Genomic DNA, 13,160 nt, shown 5'->3' on the forward strand with positions numbered 1-13,160 from the left:
TCGGGATCAGCTAACGTCAAGCCACCCAAGCGCAAATCCGATGCTGCCGGCGCTTTCGCCGGGCATCGCTCACCGCGGCGCCGAAGCGACGCGGTGAGCGTGTTTCGGCATCAGTTGCGGTAACTGTTGAGGGTCTCGAGCAGTTCGGGACCGAAGACATCCTTCTGGGCTTCCCAGATCGGCTCAAGCGCCTTGACGAAAGCCGGCTTGTTGACCTCGTTGAACGCCATCCCCTTGGATTCCAGCTTTGCCACCAGTTCCTGTTCGGCTGCAGCGACCATCTCGCGCTGCTTGTTGCCCCAGCTGACGGCGGCAGCCTTCACAAGGACCTGATCCTCCGGGGAGATCTTGTCCCAGACGGTCTTCGACACCGTCAGGCAGGCAGCGCCCCAGATGTGCCCGGACATCGAGACATATTTCTGCACTTCAAAGAACGACGCGGAATCGATGATCGAGAGCGGGTTCTCCTGGGCATCGAAGACGCCCTGCTGCAGAGCCGAATAGAGTTCGCCGAACGCCAGCGGAGCCGGCTGCGCACCAAGCGCCTCGAAAGTCGCCAGCCGCACCTTGTCGGGCGTGACGCGGATCTTGAGCCCGGCAAGGTCGGCGGGTTCGACGATCGGACGGACATTGTTGGTGATGTTGCGGAAGCCGTTCTCCCACCAGCCGAGGACCTCGATGCCCTGGGCGTCGAGCAGATCGGCCAGCGCCGTCCCGAGCTTGCCGTCGAGCGCCGCAAAGGCCTGCTCGCGGCTTGTCCAGGCATAGGGCATCTCGATGATGCCGAGCTTGGGCTCGACGAACTGGAAGGAGCCGCTGCCGATCACGCCACCCTGGATGGTGCCGATCTGCATGCCCTCGATGACTTCCTTTTCAGAGCCCAGCTGGCCGGACGGAAAGACCTCGACATCGACGCGGCCTTCGGTCTTCTCCGCCACCTCGGCTGCAAACCCCTTTGCAGCAACATTCCAGCTGTGGGTTTCCGGCAGCACATGGGCCAGACGGATGGTGGTTTCGGCAACTGCCAGGGATGGCGAGAAAATGCCGATCATGGCGGCGGCGATCCCGCAGGCAGCGGTGTGGAAGAGCTTGTCTGCAATCTGCATGTTGTTACCCCTTTTTTGCTCGTTACTGTCGTGGATATGAGAGCACCCTGTCCGACAGGCGGCAAATAGGCTGAACCAATGCTTCCAATAGTGGCTGATTATGGAGCGTGACGCGCAGAGCCTGCTGCCAGGTCGCCCTCGGGCGGGAACGGGGCGGCGGTCACGCGGAGTCGATGGTGGCGATGCACTCTATTTCGATATCGAAATGGGTCCATGGCTTGATCGCCACGCAGGTCCGGGCTGGAAAACCCTCGGTGAAATACTCGCGGTAGACGGCGTTGAGATCGGCGGCCATGTCATTGTCGGAGATGAACACCAGCGCTTTGGCGACGCAATTCATCGATGATCCCGCATGCCCGAGCGTAAAGGCAAGCGCGTCCAGACAGGCGCGCGCCTGGGCGGCGATGTCGCCACGGACGATCTCGCCTGTCCTGACATCGAGCGGCGGCATGCCGCAGGTGTAGAGCGTCTCGCCGACACGCACCAGTGCAGAGGTGGGTGCTCCCAACCGGCGGATGGCCTCGGAGATGACCGGCACTTCGATGATCGTCCGCTTCATGGGTTTTCCTTTTCTCGCTGTCACCCTCCGGTACGGGGTGAAGTCGGCGTCCGTCGCCGACACCCCAGAAGGAGAAGCAGGGCTGATTTGTCAACCTGCCGCAGGCCTCGCGCGCGGCCGCGACTGCCTCGCCGCCGGAGACTCCGGCTTGACGCTTGAAACGAGCACGGTCGACCGGATGTCGAATGACCGAAGAGGCACGGTCGTGCCGGAGCAACGGCACTTTGCAGCCGGCGCTTGCCGTGGCTGCAGGCCGGAGTCACGCCACCGCGCGCCAGTGCTGGCGCCGGACAAACTCGATCAGCCGGTCCGACGACATCGGCGCCGCGAACGCGTAGCCCTGCAGCGTGTCGCAGCCGAGTTCGCGCAGAATGGCGGCGTGCTCCATCGTCTCGACGCCCTCCGCCACCACCTTGATGCCGAGGGACTGGCCGATGTCGATGATCGAGGCCACCAGCCGCCGCTGACTCTCGCATCCGACGATGGGCTGAATCAGGCAGCGGTCGATCTTGAGGGTTGTCGGCCGGACCTGGATCAGACTGACGATCGAGGCGAAGCCGGTGCCGAAATCGTCGATCTCGATCTCGATGCCGAGCTGCTTGAGCCGCGCGATGTTGTCGACGATGGTCTCGTTGTTGTCATCGAGGAAGATCGATTCAAGCAGCTCGAAGGACAACGTGCCCGGCTCGAAGGCGAGCCCATCGAGGCCGTCGATCAGATTGGGATCGTAGAGCCTGCCCGCCGAGACATTGACCGACATCTTGGGAATGTGCAGGTTCAAGGCCTTCCAGCGTGTTGATTGCCACAGGGTCTGCTTGAGAATGATCTGGTCGATCATCGGCACGACATCGAGTTCCTCCGCGGTCGGCAGGAACGCATCCGGCGTCAGCAGTCCTTCGGTCGGATGCTCCCAACGCGCCAGCGCCTCGACGCCAACGATGTCGAGCGTCCGGGCGTCGAACTGCGGCTGGAAATGAGGCAGGAATTCCTGTCTTTCCAATCCGCTGAGAATGTCGTCGGCCAGGCGCTTGCTGCGGATGATCCCGGTCTTGAGCGATTCATTGAAGAACTCGAAGCGATTGCGTCCGTTCTTCTTGGCCCGGTAGAGCGCAATGTCGGCATCGACGAGAAGCGGCTTGCACGGCTCCGCCTCATTGCAGTCTGCCATGGCAATGCCGATGCTGACGCCGAAACGGCACTGGTGGTTCTGATAGGGAACCGGCTGGCGCATCTCATCGACGATGCGGCCGGCGAGCGCTGCCAGTTGCGCCTCGTCGGTCGGCTGGGTAATGGCGATGACGAACTCGTCGCCACCGACGCGGGCGATGATGTCTCCCTGCCTGACGCTGCCGCGGAGCACCGATGCGGCATGGACCAGCATGGCGTCGCCGGCGGCATGGCCGAGCGTATCGTTGATCTGCTTGAACCGGTCGAGGTCTATGTGCAGCAAGGCAGTCACCTGATGGCCGGCGGCGCCACTCAGAAGCCGGTCGTCCAGGAACCGCCGGTTGGGCAATCCGGTCAGGCTGTCATGGAGCGAGTTGTGCTCCATTTCGGTGCGGGCGCACTCCAGATCCAGGTTTCGAAGCTCCGCATTCTGCTTGGCCAGGACCAGGCTGGCCTTGAGCTCGAAATCCGCGGACACATCCCAGTTCGCCCCGATCATGTAGCGCTGCCCAAAATCACCGTCGTGAATGGCGGCAATGGCCCTGATCCATCGCGTCGCGCCCTGTCCGTCCCGAACCCGGAACTCGGATTCATAGGTGGTTCCATTGCCGATCGCTTCCGTGAATTCGCGCTCCGCGCGGTCCCGATCATCCGGGTGCAGCGCCCTGCGCCAGTGCTCGACATCGATTCGGGTGACATCGTCGGGAAGGCTGTAGAGTTCCCTCATCCGGCTGTCCCATGTCAGGATGCCGGAATCCAGGGTGAGCTCCCAGACACCGATCCGGGAGGTGTTGAGCGCCAGCGTCAGCCTTTGCGACAGCTTCTGCGCGAGACGCTGGCTGCGCCTGAGGTTGCGGATGTCCTTCCGCCGCTGATCGAAGAGGTAGCCGGCGATCGAGATCGGCGCGATCAACAGGAGCGCGGCGACAACGATATAGAAGCGGAACACCCAAACATCGGCCGAGGAGTCCGACCAGCCTCCGCGAGGGATCGCGGCCAGGCGCCAGCTGCCGCTTGGCAAGGTCACTTCCGACACCACCGGATCGCTGTCGAGCAGCCGCGACCGGCCGAAGAAGACGGCGCCGGCAGCACCTGTTGCGTCTCTCCCGGATATGGCGATCTCGATCGGCAGGTCGTCGGCGAGAAGCCCACTGTCGGCATACAGCCGCTCCACGTCCACGACCGCGGAGACAATGCCCCACAGATGCCTGCCATGAAATTCATCATCGATGAAGACCGGAAACCGCCCGATGAACCCCTGCCCGCCCTGCAGCAGGTCGACCGGCCCGGCAAGCACCATTTCCTTGGACGCGACCGCCCGCAACGCGGCCTCGCGCTGGACGGCGTTGTTGCGGTAGTCGAGTCCGATCGCCTTTTCATTGCCCTCGATCGGATACATGAGGCTCACGACAAGGTTCGGCGCGCCGGCAATATTGCGCAGCTGCGAATGGTGGCCGACCAGGTTGGAGGCGATGCGGCTGAAGCGGTCCTGATCGATGTCGGGCTGGGATGCGATGACGGCGGTCAGCCCGCGCACCAGCTGGATGTTGCTGGTGATGTTGCCTTCCAGGCTTGCACGGATGGCGCCAAGCTGTTCGCTGACCTCGGTGCGGGCACTTTGATGGTGAATTGCCCGGTTCTGGTGGTCGGCGAAGACACCGATCGCCAGCGCGCCGATCAACGCGATGCCGGCGGCGGCGGCGCCGGGCGGAAAGAAGGCCAGTCTGGCAATCATCCGCATGAGAAAGCGTGCACTCATTGTCGCTCCGGTGAAACCACGGCGCCCGGCTTGGGCCAGGCACTGCGCCACTCCATTTCAAGCGACGATAGACGGAAACCCGTAACAATTGACTAAGACATGACGGCGCATTCCAGAGATCCGGTTGCGCAGTGAGGCGCGGTGATGGATCGTCGCCGCAAACCCCTGGTACCGGACCCTAGCCATTGTCCATCAGCGTGTGGATGAACCGCGAAAACAGCTCACCCTGCGAACGGATCCGCAATTTCGCATAGATGTTCCGCCGATGGATCCGCACAGTGCCCGAGGATATGGACATGATACGTCCGGCGGCTTCGGCCGAGTGCCCTTTCAGAGTGTATTCCACCACCTCGCGCTCCCGGGGGGTGAGGATGGCGTCACCGAAGGTCTGGAAGGCATGCTCGATATGGCTCTGGATCCTCGACTGCCCGCTCTCCTCGGGAACCTGCGAGAACGTCGCGGACAGTTCCGCCCAGTTGCCGCGGATTCCCGCCTCCACGATCGGCCGCACGGAGTCCAGCGCAGCGATCTCCCTGGCCGTAAACGGCCTCTCGGCGCGCATCAGCGACACCACGGCCATGGCGCTGCCGGGCAGGTCGATGAAATAGCCGATCTCCTCGGCCAGTCCAGTCCTGACATAGTAGGTCCGGAAATACTCTCCCTGATAGAAGCGATCGGGCGCCAGATCCTTCATGCGGTAGAGCCCGGGCTTCACCGGCAGGGCGCTGGCGAGGAAGAACGGATCGAGCAGGTAGGGTCCCTCCTGGTAGTCGGTGACGAAGATCCGCCGCTTGCCGGTTGGAAAATCGTCATAGAGATCGATCGGACGGGCGGAGCCGCGATAACCGAAGATGACGGTGAAATCGAAGGCGGCCACCTGCCGCAGCATTCCCGAGAGGGCGGGAGGAAACTGATCGGATCCGATGGCGGCGATCATGCCGCCCGCCGCGGCGATCCAGGACCTATCCATGGCGGGAGACATCCCGCCGGGCCGTGTATGCTAAACGTGATATATACATCAACTCTCTGGTTTCCTACTGTTTGCCAGGAGTTAGACAATATGCGCCAAACCAAGCAGAATCCAGGGCAGCTCAATTCCATGGGGTATGCCCCGATCCCCGGCAGCATCGCCGAATTCCGCGGCGCGACCAAGCTGTTCGGCGAGGTCGTGGCGGCCGACCATATCGATCTCGCCATCTTCAAGGGCGAGTTCCTCTCCTTCCTGGGCCCGTCCGGCTGCGGCAAGACCACCGCCCTGAGAATGCTGGCCGGATTCGAAACTCCCAGCCGGGGCGACGTGCTGATCGACGGCGACCGGGTCAACGACATGCCGCCGCACCGCCGGCCGGTGAACATGGTGTTCCAGCACTATGCCCTGTTTCCGCATCTCAACGTGTTCGACAACATCGCCTACGGGCTCAGGCAGCGCAGACCCAGGCCCGGGGCGTCCGAAATCGCGACAAAGGTGGAACGCACGCTCGAGACCGTCCGGCTGCCGGGCTACGGCAAGCGCCGGATCTGGGAAATGTCGGGCGGCCAGCAGCAGCGGGTGGCGCTGGCCAGGGCGCTGGTCAACGAACCCAAGCTGCTGCTGCTCGACGAGCCGATGGCGGCGCTCGACCGCAAGCTGCGCCGGGAAATGCAGATCGAGCTGCAGACCCTGCAGCGCCAGCTCGGCATCACCTTCGTGCTGGTGACGCACGATCAGGAAGAAGCCCTGTCGATGAGCGACCGCATCTGCCTGATGCGCGGCGGCAGGATTGTGCAGATCGGCTCGCCGCGATCGCTTTATGATGAGCCGGCGAGCCGATATGTCGCCGATTTCGTCGGCAAGTCGAATTTCTTCGAGGGCCGCCTGAGCGGCCGCTCGGCGGGGATCGGCAGCGTGGAGACCAGATCAGGCATGCTGCTGTCGGGGCGAACCGTCGGCGATTTCGCCGAAGGCCAGACGGTCGCCGTGAGCATCAGGCCGGAGCAGTGCCTGCTTTCGCAATCCGAACCGGGCGAAGCCGCGGCCGGGGCCACGCGGATCAAGGTGCGGATCCGTAACCGCATCTTCCTGGGCGAGCACACCGAATACCTGGTCGAGAGCGGAGGCATGGGCGAGTTTCTCGTCCATGTGTCGCGCCAGGCGGACGCAATGTCGGGCGCATTCGAAGCCGGCGAAGAGGCCTGGGCGAGCTGGCCGCGGGAGGCGGCCATCGTCCTTGAGAACGATGCAACCAGTGAACCACCAAAAAAGGGGAATGAGCATGTCGAGGAAAAGTGACTTCATATCTCGCGAAAAGTTCATGCAGGAGCTTCGGCGCCTCGAGAAGGGCTCGGTCACGCGCCGCCACTTTCTCGGCGTGACGGGCCTCGGCGCGGCGGCTGCCGTGCTGGGTGCGACCATGCCGGGCCTGATGCCGCGGCGCGCCTTCGCCGCAGGCGACATAGGCGATCGCGTCGTTCTCGCCACCTGGCCGAACTATCACGATCCGGCGAATTTCGAGGCCTTCACCGCGGCCACGGGCGCGGCCGTGCAGGTCAATGTCTTCGGCTCTAACGAGGAAATGCTGGCCAAGCTCCAGGCCGGCGGCAGCGGCTGGGACGTGTTCGTGCCCACCAACTACACCATCACCACCTATGTCGACGCGGACCTGATCGTGCCGATCGACACCGCCCGCGTGCCCAACTACGACCCGGCGGCCTTCGAGGCGCGGTTTGCCGCCCCCGGCACGGTGGACGGCAAGCTCTACGCCCTTTCCAAGAACTGGGGCACGACCGGCTTCTGCGTGAACTCAAAGCACACCGGCGGTGTCAAGGTCGAGACCTGGAAGCAGTTCTGGAACATGACGATGGACGGATTCTCGGGCCGCACCATGGTTCACGACTACCAGCTGACCACCATCGGCAATGCGCTCAAGTATTTCGGCTATTCCTTCAACTCGATCGACCCGAAGGAACTTGCTGACGCCGAGAAACTGCTCATCGACGCCAAGCCGCATCTCTTCGCGATCAATTCGGACTATCAGCCATCGATGCGCAACGAGGACGCCTGGATGTCGATGTGCTGGACCGGAGACGGCAAGCAGCTGCACACCGACCTCCCCGAAATCGAGTTCGTCATCGGCCGCGAAGGCGGCGAGATCTGGAGCGATTTCTATGCCATTCCGAAAGGCGCTCCGCACCTTGATGCAGCCTATGCGCTGATCGACTTCCTGATGACGCCGGACATCAACAAGAAGGAAGCGCTGGCACACGGCTATCCGGTCGCCGATTCGCGCGTCAACGCGATGCTGCCGCCCGAGCTGCTCAACGACCCGATCCTCTATCCGGCAGCCGACCTGCTGAGTTCGCTGGAGTTCGGCGCCGCCGCGACGCTCACCGACCCCAACCGCGCCGAACTGATGGCCCGGTTCAAGTCGGCCTGACGGAGGCGTGAAGACCATGCGACCACAGGCGCGAAACTGGCTGTTGCTGGCACCGGCGGGAGCCTGGTTCCTGTTCATGCTGGTGCTGCCGCTTGTGGTCGTGCTGGTCTTCAGCTTCGGAGAGCGGGGGCCGGCCGGCGGCTATGTCCCTGCCTTCACGCTCGAGCAGTATCTCAACCTTCCCGCCCGCTGGACCGCGTTCAAGAACACGCTGACGCTGGCGCCCGTCGGCACAATGCTGGCGCTGCTGATTGCCTATCCGCTGGCTTATTTCCTTGCCGTCCGCGCCAATCCGAAGTGGCGGATGATGCTGCTGATCCTGGTCATCGTGCCGTTCTGGACCAGCATCCTGATCCGCAGCTACGCCTGGATCTTCATTCTCGGCGGCCGCGGGATCCCGTCGCTGCTGGCCATGGTCGGGCTGGAGAATGTCCGACTTATCAACACACCCTTCGCCGTGCTGACCGGGATCATCTACGGATATCTGCCGCTGATGGTGTTCCCGATCTATGTCAGCCTCGAGCGCCTCGACAAGCGCCTGCTCGAGGCGTCCGCCGATCTCGGCTCGCCGCCATGGCGCAGCTTCATGCAGGTCACTCTGCCGCTGTCCATTCCCGGGGTGGCCACAGGCTGCATGCTGGTGTTCATCCTGCTGATGGGCGAATTCCTGATCCCGGCGATGCTGGGAGGAGGAAAGGTGTTCTTTGTCGGCAATGCGCTGGTGGACCTGTTCCTTCAGTCCCGCAACTGGGCCTACGGTTCCGCGGTCGCGGTGGCGCTGGTGGCGATCATGCTGCTCACCGTCAGCCTGTACATGCGGTTCGTGCGTCGCTTCAGCGACGCCCGTGACGACGTCTCGTTGATGTAGGGGGAAACATGCGACTCTATGCCATGGCCGTCTACCTGTTCCTCTACATCCCGATCGGCATCATCCTGCTGTTCAGTTTCAGCGCCGGGCGCAGCGCCAGCCAGTTCGAGGGCTTCTCGCTGCAGTGGTATGGAAAGGCGCTGTCAAACCCCTTCGTCATGGACGCGCTTAGCACCAGCTTCACCGTAGCTGTGATCTCGGCCGGCATTGCCGGCATCTTCGGCACGATGGCGGCGCTGGCGCTGCAATCGATGCGTGGGCGGATGCGGCTGTTCTTCGACGCGCTCATCTACATCGCGGTCATGGTGCCGGGCATCGTCATCGGCATCGCCACGCTGATCGCGCTGGTGACCGTGTTCGGCTGGCTCAACCCGCTGCTGGCAGCGATCTGGCCAGAGGGCCAGGTCCCGCCGCAGATGTCGATGGGATACGGCTCGCTGATCGCCGCGCACACGCTGTTTTCGATGGCGCTGGTCATCATCATCGTCCGGGCGCGCATCGCCGGGATGGACCGGAGCCTGACGGAGGCGTCATCGGACCTCTATGCCACGCCGTTCGGCACCTTCCGGCAGATCACGCTGCCGATGATCTTCCCCGGCATCCTGGCCGGCGTGCTTCTGAGCTTCACGTTCAGCTTCGACGATTTCATCATCGCCTTCTTCGTCGCCGGCTCCGAAACGACGCTGCCGATCTACGTCTTCTCGTCGATCCGCCGCGGCGTCACTCCGGAAATCAACGCCATCGGCTCGATGGTGCTGATCGTCTCGCTGTCGCTGCTGATCGTGGCGCAACTGATCCTGCAACGCGGCCGCACCCCAAGGTCATGAGCCCTTATTCCCCGCACTGGAACCACCGACATGATGCTTGAAGGACGTATCGCCTTCCTGACCGGAGCCGGCTCCGGGATCGGCCGGGCCGGCGCGCTCGCGCTTGGCCGCGAAGGCGCTCTTGTCGTCGTCACCGATCTCGACGGCGAGGCGGCAGCCCGCGTCGCGGCCGAGATCCGCGCCGCCGGCGGGCGCGCCGAGGCGTCGGCGCTCGACGTGCTTTCCGACAGCGGCGTGACGTCGGCGATCGATCACTGCGTCGAGCGGCACGGTCGCCTCGATATCCTGCATTCCCATGCCGGCATCCAGATTCCGGGATCGCTCGAGGAAGTCGACGCCGCGGACATGGATGCATCCTGGGCGCTCAATGTCCGCTCGCACTTCGTCGCCGCCCGCGCGGCGGTGCCGCACATGCGGCTCAAGGCGAGTGGATCGATCATCATCACGTCGTCCAATTCCGGCGTGCAATACGACCGCGGCATGATCGCCTACGCGACCACCAAGCACGCGGTCATCGCCATGACGCGGCAGATGGCAGCCGACCATGCGCGGTTCAACATCCGCTTCAATGCGCTGTGCCCGGGCTTCGTCGATACCCGCTTCAATGCGGGCTTCGAGGCGCAGATGGGCGGACGGACCGGGCTCGAGAGTTATGTCCGCGACGGTATCCCGCTTGGCCGGTGGGGCAGCGTGGAGGAAATCGCCGACGGGATCGTCTATCTCGCGTCCGACCGCTCGTCCTTCATGACCGGCCACGCGCTGGTCATCGATGGCGGCGAGTGCCTCTAGACCGGAACACCGCGCGCGGCCGCCGGCGACGGGACAAAGGCCAGCCGGATGAATGCGCGGGCTTTGCAGGGAAGCGGCAATTGCGCTATCCCCGGGCAGCACCGCCCTTCTGACAGACCCGGAGATTCCAACAGTGGTCCGGCCCAGGCCAGGCGGCGGCTGGAGGAGCGTCCGGCCGTACCGGATGTCTCCGATCGCAACCCGCGCCGGACGGCGCGAGAAAGGGGATGTTGTGAGGATCGATCTTGCAAGGCTGGTGGGATTGCGGCACTGGCTGCACGCCCATCCCGAAATCTCCCGGCACGAAACCGCGACCGCGGACCACCTGCGCCGGTTCCTGCAGGAGCACGCCAGGCCCGACCGCATTCTCGGTCTGGCCGGCGCCGGCTTTGCCGCCGTCTATGACGGCGTCGCGCCGGGCCGGACGGTGATGATCCGGTGCGAACTCGACGCCCTTCCCATTCAGGAGGCCAATGACGACCTTCCCCACCGGTCCCTGTCCGACGGCATCAGTCACAAATGCGGCCATGACGGGCACATGACGATCCTGGCGGGCCTTGCGCAGACCCTTGCCGAGCGTCCCGCCACCGGTCGCGTCGTGCTCATGTTTCAGCCCGACGAGGAAACCGGCAGCGGAGCGCGGGAATGCTGCAGCCATGAGAGCTTCGCCCGGATCCGGCCCGACCATGTCTTTGCCCTGCACAACCTTCCGGGTTTTCCGGAGGGGCAGGTGATCTGCCGTGCGGGCGCTTTTTCCTCCCAGGTGAAATATGCGGCCATCCGCCTGACCGGACGGGAAGCCCACAGCGCACAACCCGAGACCGGCGCCAGCCCTTCCTTCGCCCTGGCGGAGCTGATGCTGAAGGCGCGCGACATCCAGGCCTACCACAACCGTCCGGACAGCTATGCGCTTTGTGTTCCCGTGTTCTCGCAGATGGGGGTTCAGGCATCGGGCATCTGCCCGGCACGGGGCGAGGTGCATGTCACGCTGCGCGCGCCCGACGGTCCGACCGTCGAGGCGATGTGGGCGGACCTCACCGCCTTTGCCAGGACGACGGCAGGGCAATACGGGCTGGACGCCGTCTTCGAGACCCGGGAGGAATTCGCGGCAACCGCCAACGGCCGGGATTCCTTCGAGATGATCCGGCAGGCCGCCGCGGGCCTGGGGCTTGAGTTCAACCACATGGAGCGCCCATTCCGCTGGGGCGAGGATTTCGGCGAGTTCACCAGCCGCCACGAAGGCGCAATGTTCGGACTGGGTGCCGGCCTTGGCCAGGCCCGACCTGCACAATCCGGACTATGATTTCCCCGACGAGATCCTGGAGAGCGGCATCGCCATGTTCGCCGAACTGATCAGGATCGCGCTGTCGCGGTAGCCGCTGCGCCGCGTCTACTGGCCGCCGATCAGCTGCAGCGGAAACGCCGTGATCCAGGGCACGTAGGTGACCAGCCCGAGACAGAGGAGAATGACGGCGACCAGCGGCAGCAGGTGGCGGATCATCCGTTCCAGGCCGATATTGGCCACCGCGCAGGCGGCAAACAGATTGACCCCGAAGGGCGGCGTGATCATGCCGAGCGCCAGGTTGGTGATCATGATCAGCCCGAAATGCACCGGGGAGATGCCGAACTGCACCGCGACGGGGGCGAGAATCGGCGCCAGCACGACGATGGATGCCGAGGTCTCGACGAACATGCCGACAATGAACAGGAAGACATTGACGGCGAGCAGGAAGCTCACCGGACCGTGGAAGGTCTCCACGATCCAGGCGCCGATCTGGGCGGGAATGCCGGCTCGGGTCAGCACGAAGGAGAACAGGCCCGCCATCGAGATGATGAACATGATGACCGCCGAGGACAGCGTCGAACGCCAGATCACCCGGCCTAGCCCGGCGAAGGACAGTTCACGATAGACGAAGAGACTGACGACCAGGGCATAGATGACCGCGACGACGGACGCCTCCGTCGGCGTGAAGATGCCGCCATAGATGCCACCCAGGATGATGACCGGCATCATCAGCGCCAGAGCCGCGCGCGAAAAGCTTCGCAGCACCGGCTTGCGCGGCAGCGTGTCCGAGACCGTATGTCCGGTCACGCGGGTCCAGACGGCGATGTAGATCAGCAAGGCGAGAGCTATCAACAGACCAGGGCCCAGGCCGGCGATGAACAGGTCGCCCACCGGCGCTGCGGCCGCGACCCCGAACAGGATCATCGGGATCGACGGCGGAATCAGCACGCCGAGTTCCGCCGCGGTGGCCTGCAGGGCGGCGGCGAAGCCGACCGGATAGCCCTGCCGGACCATCGCCGGAATCAGGATGGCACCGATGGCGAAGGTGGTGGCGACGCTCGATCCCGAGACGGCCGCGAAGATCATGCAGACGATGACGCAGGACATCGGCAAGCCGCCGCGGACATCGCGCATCAGGCTGTCGACCAGATCGACAAGGCGCGACGAGATCCCGCCCGCCGCCATGATGTTGCCGGCCAGGATGAAGAACGGGATCGCCGCCAGCGGAAACTTGTCGAGCGCGATGAAGGCCTGCTGCGGCACGACGATCAGCGGCAGATTGGTGAAGCTGACGGCGCCGATGAGTCCGGCGAGCCCGATGGCCACGGCCACCGGCACCGCCAGCAGCATCAGCGCCATCATCAGGACGATCATAGTGGGAAGCATC

Annotated in this window: 11 protein-coding genes; 6 read left to right on the forward strand and 5 right to left on the reverse strand. The window is 64.1% G+C overall.

Going from position 1 to position 13,160, the window contains the following annotated elements:
• Positions 1-110: 110 nt before the first annotated feature.
• The 4 genes from DFR52_RS11795 to DFR52_RS11810 all read right to left on the reverse strand — a co-directional run bounded on the left by DFR52_RS11795 (position 111) and on the right by DFR52_RS11810 (position 5,561).
• The gene (locus DFR52_RS11795; protein WP_110032189.1) at positions 111-1,106 is read right to left on the reverse strand and encodes a TRAP transporter substrate-binding protein; all 996 of its coding nucleotides are present in this window, start codon (positions 1,104-1,106) and stop codon (positions 111-113) included.
• A gap of 160 nt (positions 1,107-1,266) precedes the next feature.
• Positions 1,267-1,665, reverse strand: coding sequence for a RidA family protein (locus DFR52_RS11800; RefSeq protein ID WP_110032190.1), 399 nt, complete (start codon positions 1,663-1,665; stop codon positions 1,267-1,269).
• Positions 1,666-1,924: 259 nt separating this feature from the next.
• The gene (locus tag DFR52_RS11805) at positions 1,925-4,591 is read right to left on the reverse strand and encodes a bifunctional diguanylate cyclase/phosphodiesterase (RefSeq protein WP_245415316.1); all 2,667 of its coding nucleotides are present in this window, start codon (positions 4,589-4,591) and stop codon (positions 1,925-1,927) included.
• A 178-nt stretch (positions 4,592-4,769) separates the two neighbouring features.
• Positions 4,770-5,561, reverse strand: coding sequence for a helix-turn-helix transcriptional regulator (locus DFR52_RS11810; protein WP_110032191.1), 792 nt, complete (start codon positions 5,559-5,561; stop codon positions 4,770-4,772).
• A 129-nt stretch (positions 5,562-5,690) separates the two neighbouring features.
• Here DFR52_RS11810 and DFR52_RS11815 point away from each other — a divergent pair, with 129 nt between their 5' ends.
• The 6 genes from DFR52_RS11815 (at position 5,691) to DFR52_RS11840 (ending at position 11,791) form a co-directional block, all read left to right on the forward strand.
• Positions 5,691-6,860: an ABC transporter ATP-binding protein gene (locus tag DFR52_RS11815; RefSeq protein WP_110032827.1), complete on the forward strand. Its 1,170-nt coding sequence runs from the start codon at positions 5,691-5,693 to the stop codon at positions 6,858-6,860.
• Positions 6,844-8,004, forward strand: a complete 1,161-nt coding sequence (locus DFR52_RS11820) for an ABC transporter substrate-binding protein (RefSeq protein ID WP_110032192.1) — start codon at positions 6,844-6,846, stop codon at positions 8,002-8,004. Before DFR52_RS11815 ends, DFR52_RS11820 begins: the two co-directional genes overlap by 17 nt.
• Positions 8,005-8,020: 16 nt before the next feature.
• Entirely contained in the window at positions 8,021-8,872 is an 852-nt protein-coding gene (locus DFR52_RS11825) for an ABC transporter permease (protein WP_110032828.1), read from the forward strand.
• Positions 8,873-8,880: 8 nt separating this feature from the next.
• Positions 8,881-9,699, forward strand: coding sequence for an ABC transporter permease (locus tag DFR52_RS11830; RefSeq protein WP_110032193.1), 819 nt, complete (start codon positions 8,881-8,883; stop codon positions 9,697-9,699).
• A gap of 30 nt (positions 9,700-9,729) precedes the next feature.
• On the forward strand, positions 9,730-10,488 hold the full coding sequence (locus DFR52_RS11835; RefSeq protein WP_110032194.1) for an SDR family NAD(P)-dependent oxidoreductase: 759 nt from the start codon (positions 9,730-9,732) through the stop codon (positions 10,486-10,488).
• Between the two features lie 232 nt (positions 10,489-10,720).
• Positions 10,721-11,791, forward strand: coding sequence for an amidohydrolase (locus tag DFR52_RS11840; protein WP_158284942.1), 1,071 nt, complete (start codon positions 10,721-10,723; stop codon positions 11,789-11,791).
• A gap of 87 nt (positions 11,792-11,878) precedes the next feature.
• On the opposite strand, the gene DFR52_RS11845 is transcribed toward DFR52_RS11840, so the two are convergent.
• Positions 11,879-13,159, reverse strand: a complete 1,281-nt coding sequence (locus DFR52_RS11845; RefSeq protein ID WP_110032196.1) for a TRAP transporter large permease — start codon at positions 13,157-13,159, stop codon at positions 11,879-11,881.
• Position 13,160: the final 1 nt, after the last annotated feature.

Source organism: Hoeflea marina, from assembly GCF_003182275.1.
Classification (GTDB): Bacteria; Pseudomonadota; Alphaproteobacteria; order Rhizobiales; family Rhizobiaceae; genus Hoeflea; species Hoeflea marina.